The following is an 18,919-nucleotide window of genomic DNA, read 5'->3' as shown; positions in this document are numbered from 1 at the left end:
CACTCACCTATTACTAAATGAAATACTGTAGTACAGCAAGAACGCCTCTGTACACGAATTCAAGCGTAAATAAAGCCACGATCGGAGAGATGTCCAGCATCCCACCAATTGGAGGGATAATGCGGCGGAATGGGGCCAAGTACGGCTCAACAATCTTGCCCAGAATCTCCCCGATTGAGCTCTCTCGTACATTAGGCACCCAAGACATCAAAATATAAACAATAATTAGCCATCTGTATATGTTGAACAGGTAATACACATATTCAGCAATCTGATACTCCAACAAGGTCACCTCGTTTGCATGTAATCGTAATCGTCTTGAAGAATTTCTGTAATGGAACCTTGAATTTCAACCTGCTCGGGGGTACACACAAATATATTTCCACCAACTTTGGATATATTCCCACTTAACGCATAGACAGTACCGCTCAAGAAATCGATAATTCGAAAGGCTTGATCCTTTCGAACTCTTTGCAGATTCACGATAACCGAGCGCCGTGAACGCAAGTGATCAGCAATTTCTTGTGCCTCGTCATAGGAACGCGGCTCATACAGCACCATCTTGGAAGACTTCTGTGAGTGTATGCTTACTACATTAGTGGATTTAGAGGATCTGCGCTGATCGAATGACGGTGCTTCCACTTCTTGATCATGCATATCCGTTACTACCTTCTCGCGCTCAATGATTTCTTCTTCTTCCTGAAGCCCTAGAAAATTCATAAATCGGTTCATTACACCCATTACGTTTCCCCTTCCTTCCCAACTAGGACGAATCCAAGTCTCAGCCGTGTCGCCCTCTCTTCCATAGCGACCTCAAAATCATTGGACATCCCCATCGATAAGTGCGGCAATGATATGGACAACGATGATTCCAATTCGTCTCGCAACTTACAATTTGCGGACTCGGGTCTCGTTTGTTCCGGTTCAGCTTCGTATGGAGCCATCGTCATAAGTCCAATTGGCCCAATATGAGGAAACGCGCGCAATTGCTCTACAAATGCTGCGGCTTGTTCCGGTTCCAATCCATACTTGGATTCTTCACCCGAGATATTCATCTGAATGAAGCAGCGACTAGGATGCACTACAGCTTCTTTCTCGATGCCGGGTCGTCATTCAATTATCCCTACTTCCAGCCTATCCAACTCATCATACGACCTGTAGTTCCTCCCTCCATACGGTGGGAATAAAACATATCGATATTACACCCAGTGCACAGTGTAGTACATTCGATATTTGCTGCCAAAATTCCTGCTTCAATCAACAAATGTCGATTCAATTCACGTAAATCAAGCATAGCATGCCCAACTGATGTCGGACGAATAACGACATCCTGCACGCGCTCTGCTTGTTGGCAGCCTTCGAATACACGCCGTACCTCGGCAATTACGCGCTCGTCCACCTCATAGCAACAGGAACCAATCGATGGCCCAATTGCTGCTTGAATATGCTCAAGACGGCAGCCATACTGCTCCTGCATCTTATGTACCGTTGCAGCACCAATATTGCTGACAGTTCCTTTCCAACCTGCATGCGCAAGACCGATGACACGCTGAACGGGATCCAGGAACATCAATGGAACACAATCGGCATAAAAAGAAGCTAATAGAACTCCCGTAACATCAGTAACCAAAGAATCCGTATTTTGAATCGCATCAGTACGATTCATTCTTCCTTTTCCTCGTTCATTTTGCGTAACGACATGAACATGACTCCCATGCACCTGCTCACCACATGTCCATGCTTCAAACGGCATGCCGCATGCTTCTGCGACAAGCTTGCGATTGTGGATGACATCTGCTTCATTATCGAGCACATGCAGCGCACAGTTCAAAGAGTCGAAATGCTCGCTGCTCACGCCGCCATTTCTTGTTGTAAATCCAGCTGTCAACTCCGGATAGGAATCTGTCCATTTCTTCAATTCCAGCAGAACAGGCCCCTCTGAAGTCTTTGACTTCTGCAATTGAAATGGTTCCATGACGATAATCACCTCACCGTACAGTTTACCACAAACCATATGGCGAAGCCTATTGTTTCTGCACAAAGGAAGCACTGTCATATTCTTCAGTTCGTGCTGGCTTCATTTCCTCCATTTTCACCAGAACAACATCAGCACCAATCTTGACGATATTCCGCCACGGGATAATCAATTCACTCCCACCACCAAACAGCCCCATAAATTTACTGTAATTTGGCACAACGATGGATTCAATTCTTCCCTGCTTCATATCAAGCTCTACATCACTTACTTGACCTAGTTTCTTACCGTCTATTATGTTGATTACATCCTTCGTTTGAAAATCAGAAATTTTCATCGCAATCACCATTCTACAAGGAATTTGACCGTAGCCAGCGTACATACCTTAGTATATGAGTCCACTTGCCAAAATGCCCTGTCAGATGCAAAAAAAGCCGCCGCTTAACCGCGGACGGCTTATTTTACCAATCAAATATTACGTGCGTACGTGCTTCTGCATCTGATTGATCGCTGACTTCTCCAGTCTTGATACTTGTGCCTGAGAGATGCCAATCTCGTCTGCAACTTCCATTTGGGTTTTGCCTTCGAAAAAACGCATCGATAAAATCATCTTCTCACGTTCGTTCAACTTTCGCATCGCTTCCCGCAGCACAATTTCCTCGATCCAGGATACGTCCTTATTTTTCTCATCGCTAATTTGATCCATGACATAGATCGGGTCACCTCCATCATGGTAAATCGGCTCGAACAAAGATACCGGATCCTGTATCGCGTCCAGTGCGAACACAACATCCTCCTTCGGAACATTCAGTGCTTCCGAAATTTCATGTATCGTCGGTTCCCGTGAGTTCTGATTCGTCAACGAATCGCGAACTTGCAATGCCTTATAGGCGATGTCCCGCAAGCTTCTAGACACTCGGATCGGGTTATTGTCACGCAGGTATCTGCGAATTTCTCCGATAATCATAGGCACCGCATATGTAGAGAATTTAACATTCTGACCAAGATCGAAGTTATCGATCGCCTTCATCAGTCCAATACAGCCAACTTGGAACAAGTCATCAACGAATTCGCCTCGGTTGTTAAATCGCTGGATCACACTCAATACGAGCCGCAAATTACCATTTACCAGCTTCTCCCGAGCCGATAGCTCGTTTCGTTCCTGTAATGACACGAACAACTCCCTCATTTCGGCGTTCGTGAGGACGGGCAACTTCGATGTATCGACACCGCAAATTTCGACTTTGTTTCGGGTCATTCGTGATTACCTCCCAGGGATGAAACATTAATGTACATTATCTCCCCGGGGTTCTTTTTTATTCCTGTACTCCCAGCACCCGATTCGTTCCGATCAAGCCGTATTCCGCATCCGTCCAAGCTTTGAAACGTTTACACCATCTTATTAAATTCTTTGCGCAAACGCTTAATAATCCGCTTCTCAAGACGTGATATATATGACTGCGAGATGCCAAGCATATCCGCAACATCCTTCTGCGTTTTTTCCTCTCCATCCGTCAGGCCAAAGCGCAATTCCATAATCATTCGTTCACGCTCGCTAAGCTTATCCAATGCTTTATGCAGCAGTTTACGGTCAACCTGCTCTTCAATATTTTTATAGATCGTATCATTCTCTGTACCGAGTACATCTGACAGCAGCAGTTCATTGCCGTCCCAGTCGATATTCAGCGGCTCGTCAAAGGATACTTCTGTTCTTGTTTTGCTGTTACGCCGCAAATACATCAAAATTTCGTTCTCAATACAGCGAGAGGCGTAAGTCGCGAGCTTAATCTTTTTTTCCGGATCAAATGTATTCACAGCCTTAATTAGACCAATTGCTCCGATCGACACCAGATCTTCAATATGAATGCCTGTATTTTCAAATTTGCGCGCTATGTAAACGACGAGGCGCAAATTACGTTCAATTAGCATCGCACGTACTGCCGCTTCCCCAGTCGACAGCCGTGACAGCAGATACTCCTCTTCCTCACGTGTTAACGGGGGAGGAAGTGCCTCGCTGCCTCCAATATAATAAATCTCATCCCGCTTCAGTCCGAGCCAGAACAACAGCCGATAATATTGAAGCTGCATCATCAGTTTCCATTGCAAACGCATCGCCAATCCTCCTAAAACATAGTGATGACAGGGTCGTTCGTATCAGGTACTTCGGTACAATCGGTAGTATTATAGCAGTTCATTCTCCAGCGGCCGCCTTACGAAGCACGATGAGAAGAGTCCGGCATAGAATGATAGCTTGCTTCTTCTCTACCTGAATCTTGCATCAAATCTGGATGTACGATAGCTTGGAAGGCTCCATCATGAGACAATGTCCCCATGTCCAGCCCAATAATCACTTTTTTGCTTACATAAGTCTCGCTCTCCGTCCGGATTCGAATCGAATCTGGACGCAAGCCGATCATCCACTGCATATCACGATTCACACCGCGATAAGGGATGAGCCGCAGGCGGGATTCATCCAAAATCGCACCAGCTTCTCCTGTTCCTGTCCAAGACTGCAGCATATCAAATGGCTGTTCAGATCGAAGCCTGTTCAACCACTCTGCTGGGAAAATGCCTTCCCACAATCTCGCTTCCGTCACAACAACAGGCGCCCCTCCTAATGGATCTCGCAGATGATTCCCCGTATCTACAAGCCCTGTACATTGGCGAATTGTATCGCCGATATAAATATCCAATTGCACCAGTTGCTTCACTACCTGCTGCTGCCGAGCGCTGTGACGCCATACGAGACGGAACAACGCATAAGAAGCTGGTAGTGCAACAATGAGAAAGCCTATCCCTGCCTGAAAGGAAGTACGGTGAGCAGCAATCCATTGTGATGCCTGATGGGACAAAGACCAAGCACGTGCATCCTGCAGCAAATACTGCAGGCCGAACGCTCCTCCCGCAATGACAAAGGCCGAAAAATAAAAGACACCAACATTTTTAAGAAAATATCCGGCATTATGAAATCCAAACGCCAAGATGATCATAAGTATAGATAAAAGTAATTTACCAACGTACGTATACAGTATCGGATAGGTGGGAATGAAAAGAACCGCTGCATACACGGTACCTAACCCTGCAGCAGCAGCGAGGCGCCAACGCAAAAATTGTATGCCGCGAATTCTCGCTGTCATGCGGAGCAGCGTCCAATCCAATACCAGATTAAGGCCGAATAGAAGATCGGCATAGATGACGGTCAATGCGCTTCCCTCCTTCTTCAGCCGCCAACTATTGGGAAGTTATTAATTAGTATAAAGAGTGCTGTATTCGAAGTCTGTCTAATGATGGGTGTGGAATGACACTTTTTTTGTCGATCATTCCGATCTACGTTCGAGATTCTATTTCTGTGGAGGCAAGCTATCCTGATAGAATGCTGTGGGAAATGCAAAAAAGCGTCTGCCTATGTAAATCGGCAAACGCTTTATAGCAAAAATTCTTATTATTCGTTGTTTGAATTACGAGGGCGGTTACGCAAAAACGTCGGAATATCCAGCTGATCGGAAGATGGCTGGTTGCCGAACGGACGAACCGTTGACGAAGAGCGAGATTCCTGAGATTCGCCAGAACCAGTTGGATTAGCAGTTGGGCGACGTCCTGGCAATGCCTGAGCCGGCTTATTCTCGAATCCTGTTGCGATAACCGTAACCTTGATATCATCCTTCATATTTTCATCAATGATTGCACCGAAGATCATGTTGACTTCCATATCGGAAGCCTCTGTTACGATCTCAGCCGCCTCATTGACTTCATACAAGGACAGGTTAGCTCCGCCTGTAATATTCATAATGACACCACGCGCGCCATCAATGGACGTTTCGAGCAATGGGCTCATAATCGCCTTGCGAGCAGCCTCAGCAGCACGGTTTTCACCGTTAGCTACACCAATACCCATCAACGCAGAGCCACGCTCTGTCATAATCGTCTTCACATCAGCGAAGTCCAAGTTGATCAGACCTGGTACAGCAATCAAGTCAGAGATACCTTGAACGGCTTGACGAAGTACATTATCGACCTCGCGGAATGCTTCCAGCATCGGTGTTTTCTTGTCTACGATTTCTAGCAAGCGGTCATTTGGTATAACGATAAGCGTATCTACCTTTTCCTTCAATGCTTCGATACCGATTTCTGCTTGTGCAAAACGTTTGCGGCCTTCGAATGTAAATGGACGAGTAACGACACCTACCGTCAATGCGCCGCATTCCTTTGCAATTTCAGCAATAACTGGTGCCGCACCAGTACCCGTACCGCCGCCCATACCGGCTGTAACGAATACCATATCTGCGCCTTTCAGCGTATTGCTGATCAATTCGCGAGATTCTTCTGCAGCTTTCTTTCCTACTTCCGGATTTGCACCTGCACCAAGACCACGTGTCAGCTTATCGCCAATTTGCAACTTATGCTCGGACTTTGCAAAGTGAAGTGCTTGTGCATCCGTATTTACCGTAATAAATTCAACGCCCTTAACGCCATTATCAATCATTCGGTTGACTGCGTTGCTACCGCCACCACCGACACCAATAACTTTAATTTGGGCCAACTGTTCCATCTCAAATTCAAATTCCAACATGAGTCCTCCATCTCCCCTTCATTGTGCACCGATGGCCTGAAGTCAACTATTATTAAATGAATTCACTAAACATATTTTTTAACCGTTCAATGAAACTAGGTTTGTTTGATGATTCCATTGGAGTTGGCTTCCGGGTTGCCGCTTTCTTAGCGCCACCTGCACTGCGTGGACGAACGGAGCGCAACACATGATGCAATACCCCAACACCGCTTACGAACCCTGGATCGCGAACACCAATAAAATCAGGTACCGCTATGCGTACCGAAGTCTGCAATGCAGCTTGAGCTGAATTGAGGACTCCAGGCATAGAGACAGTCCCTCCAGACAAAATATACCCACCTGGCAATTCCGTGAAGCCAAGTCGCTTCACTTCATTCTTGACAAGATGGAATATTTCTTCCATACGCGGTTCAATGATGTTGGCAAGGAATACTTGATTGAATTCCTTCTCCACATTGCTGCCAATACGCGTCACTTTAAACACATGATCCTCTAATGCATCCTCAATCCATGCACAGCCGAATTTCAGCTTAACCTTCTCTGCATGGTCGGACATTGTACGAAGACCGTATGCGATATCGTTCGTGACAAAGTCCCCACCGATAGGCAGTGTAGATGTAGCTGCAAGCGTTCCATCTTGGAACACTGCAATTGTCGTCGCGCCTGCGCCGACATCTACGAGCACGGAGCCCATCATCTTCTCATCTTTAGACAATGCCAGCTGCCCACCGGCAAGCGACATTAATATTAAATCCTTGACGTGCAGACCAGCCTTCTCTACACAACGCAATAAGTTATGTACGGCCGTCTTTGCGCCGGTTATAATCGTGGCATCGACTTCCAAGCGAACGCCTATCATGCCTCGAGGATCATGAATATCCTCCAGTCCATCAACAACATATTGCTTTGCAACCACGTCGATGATTTCACGTTCTGGTGGCAAAGCAATAACTTCTGCTGCCTTGAGCACACGCTCAATATCCTCTTCGCCAATCTCACGGTCTTCATTCGATACCGCGACAACTCCATGGCTGGATTGCAAGCCGATATGATTGCCTGATATGCCTACGTACACTTCCGTAATTTCAATGCCGACCATTCGCTCCGCATGCTCTACCGCATTACGAATTGACTGGACAGTCTGATCAATATCTACAATCGCACCTTTGCGAATACCTTCTGAGTCAGCAGATCCAACGCCGATGATTTGCAGCGTTCCGTTGTTAATTTCCCCGATGATAGCGCGCACTTTGGATGTACCGATGTCCAAACTCACAATGATGTCATTGCTGCTCAACCCGTGGCACCTCCTACTTCCCAATCAATTGGTATGTTTGTATCCCCGGACACTTTGTATGTATTCAACAAAGTTTAGTCATTCCCTCTTTTTTCTACAAATTTTTTGAAGACAAATTCCTTCCATATAAGCGGATATCGCCTTCTTTCTTAAAAACGTGAAGAAAAAAGAAGGAGAGAACGGAAATACCCATAAGTTTTATTCTAGCATTTTTTCCGTTTATTGAGTAGAGTTTTTTTCTCTCTCCATATTTTGCTCATTCATGGAGGAACCGCTGTCTTACTCGGTTTCCGAGTCCGTGTCCAGCCCTTTTTCAGGTTCCTTTATATCATTCTCTGCGCCCGCTCCTTTTTCCTGCTCAGATCCATTTTCTTTCTGATTTGCATCTTGTGAATCGGCGCTTCCCTGATTTTGCTCTGAACCGTCAACTTTATCCTTGCCTTCTTGAGTTCCTTCAAGTGCTTCTATATCATTCGGCAAGCTTGAATAAGGGATATAAGAGTCAGCCTTCAGCATCGTAATCCGCCCGGGAGATTGGGATTCCACAACACCACTTAAGTATGCAATCTTATCTGGCAATAGAGGGACTGTTGTCACCACTTCGAATCCTGAACGCGTGTACATCTTAATCCGGTCAGGATAAGAAGGCGATGGATAATAGCGGATTTCCGAAATATCCGCCAGCAACCCTCTAGGAGTAGCCGCTAGCGCCTTGCTCAGCTCTGCTTTGAGAACCGCTTGTCCTTGCCACTGCGTAAGTACCGGCTTCTCTAGCACGAGTTTCTGCTTATCCTTCAGTGAAATTACAGAACCGTTCTCCAGACAGGCTTGAATACTCCCATCTTCTGTGAGTTCATACGCAACCGGAGCATATTCTTGAATGTATACCTCAATCACGCCCGGGAACTGCTTGTCTACTTGAACCGATTTTACAAATGGGAACTGTGTCTTAATTCGATCTTCTACAGCGCTTGCACTAGTTCCAAAATACGGTTCTCCTGGTTTGACACCACTGCTGCTGCTTAATTGTTCTTGATTTACAAGGTGATTCCCAATCCAGCGAACTTCCTTTATTTTACTAATGGATGATCTGAAGAACAGGACAACGAGCAGCACGATGAGAAGGAAGAGAAGAAGCCATTTCACTCTGCCGCCCATCCGTTTCTTCCTCACCGGCTTATCGGGCAGCGAAGGTATCGTTCTCAATGACACTGGATTCATCCCCTTCTATCAATACACATTTCATAGTAACTAGAAACATTAAAACAAGAATTATTACAGTCCCCTACCGTATGATGAAGGGGACTGCGTATAAATTATTGCATTATCCGTTAGCAATATCAAGCTTAGGCACGGACAGGATGCGATCAATCTTCGCACCGAGCTTGGTAAACATATGCTCGATACAATCATATCCGCGATCAATGTGATGAACATTCTCTACGACGGTACGACCGCTAGCAGCAAGCCCCGCAATAACAAGTGCTGCACCGGCACGTAAATCGGTTGCTTCAACAGTCGAGCCGTACAGTTCAGGCACACCTTTAATAAAGGCATTACTTAGATCGACCCGTATATCTGCTCCCATCCTAGCGAGTTCTTCTACATGACGGAAACGCCCTTCGAACACCGTTTCTTTCATCACGCTTACTCCATCAGCCAATGACAGCAATACCATAAGCTGAGATTGCAAATCTGTTGGAAACGCAGGATATGGCGAAGTCACTATTCTCTCTACAGCCTTAGCTCTTCCAAAGCTGGTAACATTGATTATACCATCACTCGTTGCTATCTGAACACCAGCACGCCGCAGGATATGGATGAGGGAGGTTAGATGACTCGCATGCGCATTTGTAAGCGTCACAGCCCCTCGAGTAGCTGCGGCAGCAATCATCAGCGTGCCTGCCACAATCCGATCAGGCATCACCTCATATTGGCTGCTGTTCAGTTCAGTAACGCCTTCTACCACAATCGTGTCTGTACCTGCTCCCGATACCTGCGCCCCCATACTGTTGAGGAAATGCTGCAAGTCAACGATTTCCGGCTCCCTTGCTGCATTCGTAATAATGGTGGTTCCTTCTGCCAGCACAGCAGCCATCATTACATTTTCCGTAGCTCCTACACTTGGAAAGTCTAAGTGGATGTCCGTCCCTACCAACCGATCTGCGCGGCAAGTGATTCGATTGCCGCAATGCTCCAGCTCTGCTCCTAGTGACTGCAATCCACGAAGATGCAAATCGATCTTTCTTTCCCCAATCGCACATCCACCAGGCTGGTAAATGTGAACCTCCTTGAACCTTGCAAGCAGCGGCCCCATCAAAAAAATAGAGGAACGCATCTGACGCATCAAATCCTCCGGTATATGCGAGGAATGGGAGCCTGACGCATCAATTGTAACTGTACCTCCATCTTGAATTGTCCTGCAGCCTAAACTTCGCATAATGCGCTGCATTACTTCGATGTCTAACAATTGTGGAACATTCTCTAGCCTAACGACGCTATCGGTTAGAATCGAGGCTGCCATAATTGGTAAAGCGGCATTTTTAGCTCCTTGGATACGAATCGTACCAGATAGAGGCCTTCCACCCTCAATCACCAATTTGTCCAATGTGTCACCTCCGAGATTACCGCTTACCCACTACTCGATTTTCGGCACCAACCCTACCTGGTATATCCCCTGAGTCACCTGTTGAATGCACGCTATAAGGGCAAGCACGTCTGACGCTGTTGCTTGACCGGTGTTAACAATGAAATTGGCATGTTGTGTGGACATTCTTGTAATACCTACTCCATTCCCTTTCATTCAGCCTCTTCTTTCATAAACATATTAAATATTAGGCTGATTGCGGAACATGCTGCCTGCAAGCGGAGATATAAGCAGCAGGGTAGGCAGCCAGCATTTTTTATTCGGAGCCAGCAAGGCCTTGATTTCCCCCATTCTCTATGCTTACGCGCAGAACGTTGTCTCCTAGACAATGTTCTCATTTTATGCAGCACAGAGTGCCGATAGGCTAACTGCATAGGTTCCGCCATATACGCCATAAAACTTACCAATTTCCCTGTCCCCAGTACAATCTCAGCAGAATCATTTATTCGTGACACATCCGACCCGTGCGTGCCTGCACTCTTGGATCGGCATTTTGTCCGTCCAGGAATGCATCAGCATATTCTAGCCCCGACAGCCCCAAGTTGCTTGTGGTTATCTCCGTTTTTGACAGTTGATAACCGTACCAGCAGTGCAATTGCTTTACACGTGAACATGTTGAAAACATGTATATCTCGACTGCCATGAGCCACCAATGGCTTATGCATTAGCTGATTTCACAAGCCGCTCAATCTTAATGAGTGTACGACGAGGCAGCGGTCTGGGGGAAACTGTCACGATGTATAGAGTATATTATGTCAGGTTGAAACGTTGTGTGACAGGAGCCCATTCCCGATTCTTCTTACTATATGGACGAATACCCAAATTACACACCATTTTATCTGCAGGTATAAAAAAAATCGGGCAAAGTCACTTGCCCGATAATCGTTGTAATTCAGCTACTACTCTTGCAGCAGCGTCTGGCTGGCCGAATAACTTGGCAGCGTCAGACATGCTTCTGCGCTTTTTCTCATCTGTCATCATTGTCTTAATATGACGGAACAAGGCTTCTGTTGATAGTTCCTTCTCCGTAATCATAATGGCGGCGCCTGCATCCTGCAAGGAACGAGCATTTGCTTCCTGATGATTGTTCGTCACATTTGGCGATGGTATTAATATGGAAGGAATGCCGAGAGCGGTCATTTCCGCAAGTGAAGAAGCTCCTGCCCGACTGACAGCGAGTGTCGTCGCTGCAAGTACCTCTGGCATGTTGCTAATGTACGGAAGTACATGCAAATGATTGCGAACTGAATCACTTGTTTGCAGCACAGCCTTCCGTGTATTTTCATAGTAGTTCTGCCCTGTTACATATACAAAATGCACATCCGGCAATTGCTTCAACAAGGGAGCCATTCCGATCATCGCATCATTTAATGCCTTTGCCCCGCGGCTTCCGCCTACGATCAGCACAATCCGACTATCACTTGGCAAGCCAAGTGTGGCGAATCCGCGAGCTTTCTCCGCTTCCATCACTGCCGTCGCACGAGGGTTGCCACAGTAGACAACGTTTTTCGCTTTTTTGAAATACGGAGCCGATTGCTCAAAGCTAACCGCGACAGTACTTGTATAACGACTCAAAAATGTATTCGTCAAGCCGGGTATGACATTCTGCTCATGAATGACAGTCGGGATCCCAAGCTTGGCCGCAGCGTATACCACTGGACCGCATACATAACCACCCGTTCCGACGACCACATCCGGCTTGAATTCCTTCAGCATTTCCTTGGCCTTGCTTACACCTCGGATAAAACGCATAATGGTTTTGAAGTTTTCAAGAGACAGCTTGCGGCGGAAACCTGTAATCTCAATCGCCCGAAAATCCAAGCCCTCTTCTGGAACGAGACGGCTTTCCAACCCCTTCTCAGTTCCAATATATAAAAAAGCGCTGCCGGGAAACTGCTTCTCGCATTCCCTTGCAATGGCGATTGCCGGGTAAATATGTCCACCTGTACCGCCACCGCTTAGCACGACGCGCATGACCTTCACCTCGCATAACGTGATATATTAAGTAGAATTCCTAGTGCGGTCAGCATTAAGGTCAGAGATGAGCCTCCATAACTGATTAACGGCAGTGTGATGCCCGTAACAGGCATGAGTCCGATTACGACACCGATATTGATAATGACTTGAACAGCTACAATGCCAACAATTCCTGCCGCCAGCAGACTGCCGAATTTATCTGGTGCTGTCAAGGCAGTTCGCATCCCACGCCACACTAAGATTAAAAATAGAATCAATACCGTAACCGCTCCTAAAAAACCAAGCTCTTCTGCCAATATGGAAAAGATAAAGTCGGTTTGCGGTTCGGGTACATAGCTGTATTTTTGGCGGCTTGCCCCCAGTCCAAGTCCCATTAACCCTCCAGGGCCTATAGCGAACAAGGACTGAATGGATTGATAGCCTGCCCCCCTCGGATCCTGCCAAGGATCGAGAAAGGCGGTAATCCGCAGCAGCCGATAAGGTGCCGCTAGGACGAGTCCAACAAAGCCAGCAATGCCAACCATAGCAAGTGACATCAAGTGCTTAATCTGTGCCCCTGCCACAAAAATAACGAGCAGCACTGCACCGACCATGACCGTCCCTGTACCAAGATCCGGCTGCATCATGATGAGCCCAAACGCTGTGCCCATAATCGCGAGTGGCGGCAGCAGCCCCTTCGTAAAGTCCGTAATGCGCACTTGATCCTCAGAGAGCATTTTAGCCATAAACAAAATCATGCCAAGCTTCATGAATTCGGAGGGCTGTATACCAAATGAGCCGATACCAAGCCAGCTTCGCGCTCCCCCCCGCACATTGCCGATACCAGGAATAAGAACAATGATAAGCAAGGCGAAGCAAATGAGAAGACCTACCTTGGCATAACGCTTCCATACGCGGTAGTCCGTATTCATCGTAATGAACATGGCAGCAATCCCCAGCAGAGCAAACAGCAATTGACGCTTAACGAAATAGAACGAGTCTCCGTATTCCCGGAAGGCGAGAACAGCACCGGCGCTGTATACCATAATCATGCCGATCGATAGCAGGGACAGTACCGAGACGATTAGCCACAAATCGGGCGCAGTGCGTGCTTTGACCATGCGGTACACCTCTATTAGGACAATGTAGGGGCTTGAACACCCCCCTACTACAGACTATGCACCGCCGCTTTAAACATTCGTCCCCGATCTTCATATGACGGGAACATGTCCCAGCTCGCACAAGCTGGCGACAACAGAACGATATCACCTGGCTTCGCATAAGAGCGCGCCATTTCGACAGCTTCTTTTACAGCGTCGGCTGCATGATCTACATTGTCGACGACTGCTATATCCGTTAAACCTGCCTTCTCAGCAACATTTTTCATAATGTGGCGTGTTTGTCCCATCGCAACAACAGCCTTCACTCGTTCTCCCATGATCGGAACCAGCTCATGGAAATCAAGACCGCGGTCAAGACCGCCAGCAATAAGGATAATATTGCGTTCGAAGGCCTCAAGCGCCATCAGCGTTGCTTTTGTATTCGTCGCTTTGGAATTGTTGTAATATTTCACGCCATGCTGCTCGGATACGAACTCCAAACGATGTTCAACCCCTTGGAACGAACGGAGAGACTCGACCAAGGCAGATGGTTCAGCACCCACGGCAATCGAAATTGCACACGCAGCCAGGGCGTTATCCACGTTGAATCTTCCCGGGATCCCCAATTCCATAACAGATATTATCGGGAATACACGGCCCGTGCCGTCTGCATACACGATCTTCCGTTCTTCTTCCTCCGCCTCAACCTCGTAAGAAGGCTCTACGAACACACCACGCTCTACACGCTTCATCGATGATACCCACCACTTATCTGCTTGAATATGAGACGATAGGGTACGGCAAGTCTCGTCATCTGCATTCAGCACTGCAATATCTCCGCTTCCCATATTCGCGAACAGGCGAGCTTTCGAAGCAACGTAGTCCTCCATTGTGCCATGGTAATCGAGGTGCGTTTCCGCAATATTAAGCAGGCAGGCGACACGAGGGCGGAAAGCGCTTGTCCCCTTCAACTGGAAGCTGCTTAGCTCAACAACCAGCGTATTATCCTCACTCGCTTCCTGGGCCGCCTGACAAAGCGGGGTACCTATATTTCCTGCTACGATTGGCTTCATCCCAGCGGACTCCAGCATATTTCCAACCCACGTTGTCGTTGTCGTCTTTCCATTGCTTCCCGTAATTCCGATAATCGGTGCCGGGCTGAGCTGATACGCAACCTCTACTTCAGTCACTACCTCGATGCCCAGTTCAATAGCTCGAGCAACGGGAGGCGCTGTATACGGAATCCCCGGATTCTTGACCACAAGAGCTACCTGCTTATCGATTAAATCATCTGGATGATGTCCGCATACAACACAAATGCCCAAAGCTTCTAATACCGAAGCTTCGGGGCACTTGTCGCGATCCTTCTTATCATTGACGGTGACGATAGCACCGAACTTGTGGAACAATTGTGCTGCGCTGACGCCGCTCTTGGCTAAGCCAAGTACGACGACGCGCTTTCCTTGATATGTTGCTGGGTGATTCATTCGTTACATCCCCTTGTTGATCCATAATCCAAGTCCAGCTAATACGATACCCGCAAGCCAGAACGTGATAACAACCCGCCATTCCGACCATCCGCACAATTCAAAGTGATGATGAATCGGACTCATCTTGAACACACGCTTGCCGCGTGTTTTGAAGGATACGACCTGAATAATAACCGACAGCATTTCAATGACGAATACACCGCCGATAATAATGATGAGCAGCTCTGTTTTTGTCAGAATTGCAACTGCAGCAATCGCTCCCCCAATACCGAGTGAACCTGTATCGCCCATGAACACCTTAGCTGGATGCGCATTGAAGACGAGAAAACCGAGCACTGCACCGACCATAGCTGCTGCACTAACAGCTGCCGAGATTTCCGATGCTTGCATTGCGATAACCGCAAATGCCGAGAATGCAATCGCACTTGTACCGGCAAGCAAGCCATCCAGGCCATCCGTAAAGTTCACCGCATTACTCACGGCAAGCATCATCAATACGATGAACGGATAGTAAAACCATCCAAAATCAAGACCAAAAGATGTCCCTGGTATCGAGATTACCGTACTATGACCGGACTGCCACAGCAGAACACAGATTAAACCCGAACAGACTAGCTGTCCAAGCAGCTTCTGCTTCGCAGTCAAGCCAAGAGAACGTTTAAAAATAATTTTGATGTAATCATCTAAAAATCCAATTAAGCCAAATCCAAGTGTTGCGATAAGCAGCACATAGAAATCGGTATCCATCACCGAAAATTTAAGGAAAGAAAGGGCAAACGCAAGTAAAATAATTGCGCCACCCATTGTTGGAGTTCCTGCTTTTTTCAAATGAGCCTTCGGACCATCATCACGAACCTGCTGACCAAACTTCAGCCTACGAAGAAGCGGTATCGTTAACGGGCCCAATATGACGGCTAGGAGAAAAGATACACCGATTGTCATTAACATCAACTTGAAGTCCAATCCTTACACCTCCCGTTACACAACCAGTTAATGTTGGACACTAGTCCATTCATTAACAACTTCTTCTAGTTTCATTCCTCTAGATGCCTTCACTAGCACGGTATCCCCTGAGCGAACATGCTGCAGCAGGCAAGCCTTCAATTTAGCCTTATCATCAAATGAATAAACGGATTCCTTCGCCAAATGTTGCAGGGCGCCCGCCGCAATTTCACGACCCAGTCTGCCGTATGTAAGCAGAAGGTCAAGGCTTCCCGGTTGAATCGACGTTCCGACTTCATAATGGAGCTCCGCTTCATCAGGCCCCAGCTCTAGCATATCGCCAAGAATAGCAATCCGTTTGCCCCCATGCAGTTCAGCAAGCACATCCAGTGCCGCCTTCGTTGCAGTTGGACTAGCATTATAGGCATCATTTAATAATACCCATCCGCCGGGCGTAATCGTCCGTTCAAATCGCATACCGCTTATTTGTGCGTTACCAAGACCTTGCGCAATCTGCTCGTCAGTAAGACCGAACAAGCGGCCTATTGCAACAGCAGCCAACGCGTTAATGACATTGTGCTTGCCTAAGAGCGGAAGCTCGACAGCCATCGCCTTCTGACTGTCAGATGCCGCAACCGTGAATGTCGTCCCCGCCTCATGAAGATCGATATGCTCTGGCCGAACATCACACTGCATACCTGCACCGAAGCGAATCACTGACATATTCTTAGGCCGCTTCGTTGCTTCTTCCGAAAGTGCCATGTCAACAAGTGGTTCGTCTCCATGACAGATGAGCACTCCATTTTCTCGTAATCCGCTAATAATTTCTAGCTTAGCACGTGCAATCTCTTCACGGGAACCAAGCTGAAGCAAATGCGCTTCCCCAATGTTCGTAATAACTGCCGCATCAGGCTGAGCGATGGAAGATAGAAGTTCAATTTCGCCTCTTCCGCTCATTCCCATTTCGAGAACTGCAATTTCCGTATCTTTCGGCATGGACAATATCGTTAACGGAAGGCCAATATGATTATTGAAATTGCCATCCGTCTTGTGAACACGATAACGTTCCGCAAGAACAGAAGCAATCATATCCTTCGTAGTCGTCTTGCCATTGCTACCTGTAATAGCTACTACCTTTACCTGCTGCTGGGCCAAATAAGCTTGTGCCAGCCGCTGAAGCGCCTCTAATGTGTTGTCCACCATGATGAGCGGATATCCCTGCGGTGCATCATCATGATTGGATTCCCACATCGCAGCTGCTGCCCCATCCTTCAATGCTTGATCCACATACAGATGTCCATCGAACCGTTCTCCTTGAAGCGGCACGAACAATACACTTGACTCGATCTTGCGTGAGTTCGTGCTAATTCCTTTCACCGTGCGGTCTCCATAGGAGGGGTCGGAAAGCGTCCCTCCACATAAGTCCGCTACTTCTCGTAACGTCGTTTCAATCACTGAACTATACCCCTTATCGCTTCTTTGGCCACCAAGCGGTCATCGAAGTCAAATGTTTCCTTGCCGATGATTTGATACGTTTCATGGCCTTTCCCCGCAATCAATACTACATCGTGCGGGCTTGCCATTTCAATAGCTTTCGTAATGGCAGCGCGGCGATCAACGATGCATTCGTAACGGCTCGGATCCAATTTCACTTCATGAAGCCCTTCTACAATGTCCTTAATGATGAGATCCGGGTCTTCTGTGCGCGGGTTATCGGAAGTAACAATAGAGTAATCAGCATATCGCGCAGAAATTTTGCCCATTAGCGGGCGTTTCGTACGATCGCGGTCACCACCGCAGCCAAATACACTGATAACACGGCCTTCGGCAAACTCTTTAACTGTCTGCAGCACATTTTCTAGTCCATCAGGCGTATGCGCATAATCCACAATTACTGCGAAAGATTGCCCAGCTTCAACTGCTTCTACACGTCCATCAACACCTGGTACGCTTTGCAGGCTGTCGCGAATGGCTTCGAGCTCGATACCTTCAATGAGGCCTACAGCAATTGCAGCCAGTGCATTATACACATTGAATTTACCAACCATACGCAGCTGGATGTCCAACGATCCCTTAAATGTATGCACGGTGAAGCTCGTTCCTTTTGCCGTAATCCGAATATTCTCTGCACGAACATCCGCTTGTTCAAACATACCGTATTTAATCGTCTCAGCAGTTGTAATGCTGGCAAAATATTCAGACGACGGATCATCTCCATTGAGCACCGCGTAAGAGCGTTCTGCCTCTACATCAGAAAAGGTATTGCCAAGTCGTGAGAATAGCAGTCCTTTTGCTTCGCGATAAGCTTCCATCGTCTCATGATAGTCCAAATGATCTTGCGTCAAATTCGTAAATACAGCTGTACGGAAGCGGCAGCCTTGCACACGTCCTTGTACGAGCGCATGTGAAGATACCTCCATTGCTACAGAATCCACACCCTCGTTCACCATATCATGAAGCGACTTCTGCAGCTCGAAAGCATTTGGAGTTGTACGAGACATCGGAAATACCTTGCCTGCATAGCGCATTTGAATCGTCCCAATGACACCTGCTTTGCGCTTGGCATCATTCAAGATTTTTTCAATCAAATACGTCGTCGTCGTTTTGCCGTTCGTTCCTGTAATCCCGATCAGGTTCAAAGCACGGCTAGGCGAGCCATAGAACGCGTCGGATAATACAGCAAGTGCATGTCTAGCACTCTTGACGATCAGCTGAGGAACCTGCAGATCTAATTCACGTTCCACGACAAGTGCAGCTGCGCCAGCTTGAACCGCTTGCTCTGCGTAACGATGGCCGTCTTCAGCCGTCCCTGAAATACAGAAAAACAGATCGCCTTGCTTCACATCGCGAGAATCCATAGCAAGTCCTGTTACTACAGTGTGTTCATTTCCCTTGCACTTCGCTGTCAGCATTCGCGAGCAGGCTTCAGCCAATTGCATCTG

18 protein-coding genes and 1 pseudogene are annotated in these 18,919 nt (G+C 47.4%); all 19 read right to left on the bottom strand.

Annotated elements, in window-relative coordinates; genetic code table 11:
• Positions 1 to 13: 13 nt before the first annotated feature.
• The 19 genes and pseudogenes from NO352_RS04435 to NO352_RS04350 all read right to left on the bottom strand — a co-directional run bounded on the left by NO352_RS04435 (position 14) and on the right by NO352_RS04350 (position 18,916).
• Positions 14 to 286 carry a YggT family protein gene (locus NO352_RS04435; RefSeq protein WP_005548081.1) on the bottom strand — a complete coding sequence of 91 codons (273 nt, stop codon included), beginning with the start codon at positions 284 to 286 and terminating at the stop codon, positions 14 to 16.
• A gap of 2 nt (positions 287 to 288) precedes the next feature.
• Complete coding sequence (locus NO352_RS04430) at positions 289 to 741, bottom strand: cell division protein SepF (protein ID WP_005548079.1); 453 nt, start codon at positions 739 to 741, stop codon at positions 289 to 291.
• Positions 741 to 1,070, bottom strand: a pseudogene (locus NO352_RS04425) (alanine racemase); the annotation flags it as partial. The pseudogene NO352_RS04425 and the gene NO352_RS04430, both read right to left, overlap by 1 nt.
• A 53-nt stretch (positions 1,071 to 1,123) precedes the next feature.
• Entirely contained in the window at positions 1,124 to 1,975 is an 852-nt protein-coding gene (gene pgeF / locus NO352_RS04420) for a peptidoglycan editing factor PgeF (protein ID WP_268622569.1), read from the bottom strand.
• A 49-nt stretch (positions 1,976 to 2,024) separates the two neighbouring features.
• A complete protein-coding gene (locus NO352_RS04415) occupies positions 2,025 to 2,312 on the bottom strand; it encodes a YlmC/YmxH family sporulation protein (RefSeq protein WP_040736008.1) in 288 nt (95 codons plus the stop codon).
• Positions 2,313 to 2,450: 138 nt separating this feature from the next.
• The gene (sigG, locus tag NO352_RS04410) at positions 2,451 to 3,233 is read right to left on the bottom strand and encodes an RNA polymerase sporulation sigma factor SigG (protein WP_005548072.1); all 783 of its coding nucleotides are present in this window, start codon (positions 3,231 to 3,233) and stop codon (positions 2,451 to 2,453) included.
• Positions 3,234 to 3,364: 131 nt separating this feature from the next.
• Positions 3,365 to 4,087 (bottom strand): RNA polymerase sporulation sigma factor SigE, encoded by a 723-nt coding sequence (gene sigE, locus NO352_RS04405; protein WP_163975770.1) that lies wholly within the window; start codon positions 4,085 to 4,087, stop codon positions 3,365 to 3,367.
• 98 nt (positions 4,088 to 4,185) lie between these two features.
• Complete coding sequence (gene spoIIGA / locus NO352_RS04400; RefSeq protein ID WP_289354980.1) at positions 4,186 to 5,178, bottom strand: sigma-E processing peptidase SpoIIGA; 993 nt, start codon at positions 5,176 to 5,178, stop codon at positions 4,186 to 4,188.
• A gap of 239 nt (positions 5,179 to 5,417) precedes the next feature.
• Positions 5,418 to 6,545, bottom strand: coding sequence for a cell division protein FtsZ (ftsZ, locus tag NO352_RS04395; RefSeq protein WP_005548067.1), 1,128 nt, complete (start codon positions 6,543 to 6,545; stop codon positions 5,418 to 5,420).
• Positions 6,546 to 6,597: 52 nt separating this feature from the next.
• The gene (gene ftsA / locus NO352_RS04390) at positions 6,598 to 7,842 is read right to left on the bottom strand and encodes a cell division protein FtsA (RefSeq protein ID WP_005548065.1); all 1,245 of its coding nucleotides are present in this window, start codon (positions 7,840 to 7,842) and stop codon (positions 6,598 to 6,600) included.
• 279 nt (positions 7,843 to 8,121) lie between these two features.
• Positions 8,122 to 9,054: a cell division protein FtsQ/DivIB gene (locus tag NO352_RS04385; protein ID WP_268599535.1), complete on the bottom strand. Its 933-nt coding sequence runs from the start codon at positions 9,052 to 9,054 to the stop codon at positions 8,122 to 8,124.
• 112 nt (positions 9,055 to 9,166) lie between these two features.
• Positions 9,167 to 10,450 carry a UDP-N-acetylglucosamine 1-carboxyvinyltransferase gene (murA, locus tag NO352_RS04380; protein WP_005548061.1) on the bottom strand — a complete coding sequence of 428 codons (1,284 nt, stop codon included), beginning with the start codon at positions 10,448 to 10,450 and terminating at the stop codon, positions 9,167 to 9,169.
• Between the two features lie 30 nt (positions 10,451 to 10,480).
• Positions 10,481 to 10,645, bottom strand: coding sequence for a hypothetical protein (locus NO352_RS25030; protein ID WP_081505758.1), 165 nt, complete (start codon positions 10,643 to 10,645; stop codon positions 10,481 to 10,483).
• A 711-nt stretch (positions 10,646 to 11,356) separates the two neighbouring features.
• On the bottom strand, positions 11,357 to 12,463 hold the full coding sequence (gene murG, locus NO352_RS04375; RefSeq protein ID WP_005548058.1) for an undecaprenyldiphospho-muramoylpentapeptide beta-N-acetylglucosaminyltransferase: 1,107 nt from the start codon (positions 12,461 to 12,463) through the stop codon (positions 11,357 to 11,359).
• A 5-nt stretch (positions 12,464 to 12,468) separates the two neighbouring features.
• A complete protein-coding gene (gene spoVE / locus NO352_RS04370) occupies positions 12,469 to 13,566 on the bottom strand; it encodes a stage V sporulation protein E (protein WP_005548056.1) in 1,098 nt (365 codons plus the stop codon).
• Positions 13,567 to 13,613: 47 nt separating this feature from the next.
• Complete coding sequence (murD, locus tag NO352_RS04365; protein ID WP_289354979.1) at positions 13,614 to 15,032, bottom strand: UDP-N-acetylmuramoyl-L-alanine--D-glutamate ligase; 1,419 nt, start codon at positions 15,030 to 15,032, stop codon at positions 13,614 to 13,616.
• 3 nt (positions 15,033 to 15,035) lie between these two features.
• Positions 15,036 to 15,998 carry a phospho-N-acetylmuramoyl-pentapeptide-transferase gene (mraY, locus tag NO352_RS04360; protein WP_005548053.1) on the bottom strand — a complete coding sequence of 321 codons (963 nt, stop codon included), beginning with the start codon at positions 15,996 to 15,998 and terminating at the stop codon, positions 15,036 to 15,038.
• A 27-nt stretch (positions 15,999 to 16,025) separates the two neighbouring features.
• Positions 16,026 to 17,432 carry a UDP-N-acetylmuramoyl-tripeptide--D-alanyl-D-alanine ligase gene (locus NO352_RS04355; RefSeq protein ID WP_289354978.1) on the bottom strand — a complete coding sequence of 469 codons (1,407 nt, stop codon included), beginning with the start codon at positions 17,430 to 17,432 and terminating at the stop codon, positions 16,026 to 16,028.
• The gene (locus NO352_RS04350) at positions 17,429 to 18,916 is read right to left on the bottom strand and encodes a UDP-N-acetylmuramoyl-L-alanyl-D-glutamate--2,6-diaminopimelate ligase (RefSeq protein WP_262867022.1); all 1,488 of its coding nucleotides are present in this window, start codon (positions 18,914 to 18,916) and stop codon (positions 17,429 to 17,431) included. The genes NO352_RS04355 and NO352_RS04350 overlap by 4 nt, the downstream gene beginning before the upstream one ends.
• Between the last annotated feature and the right edge of the window lie 3 nt (positions 18,917 to 18,919).

The organism is Paenibacillus sp. S-12, from assembly GCF_030363895.1.
Taxonomy (GTDB): Bacteria; Bacillota; Bacilli; order Paenibacillales; family Paenibacillaceae; genus Paenibacillus_B; species Paenibacillus_B alvei.
This window is presented reverse-complemented; position numbering and strand designations above follow the sequence as displayed.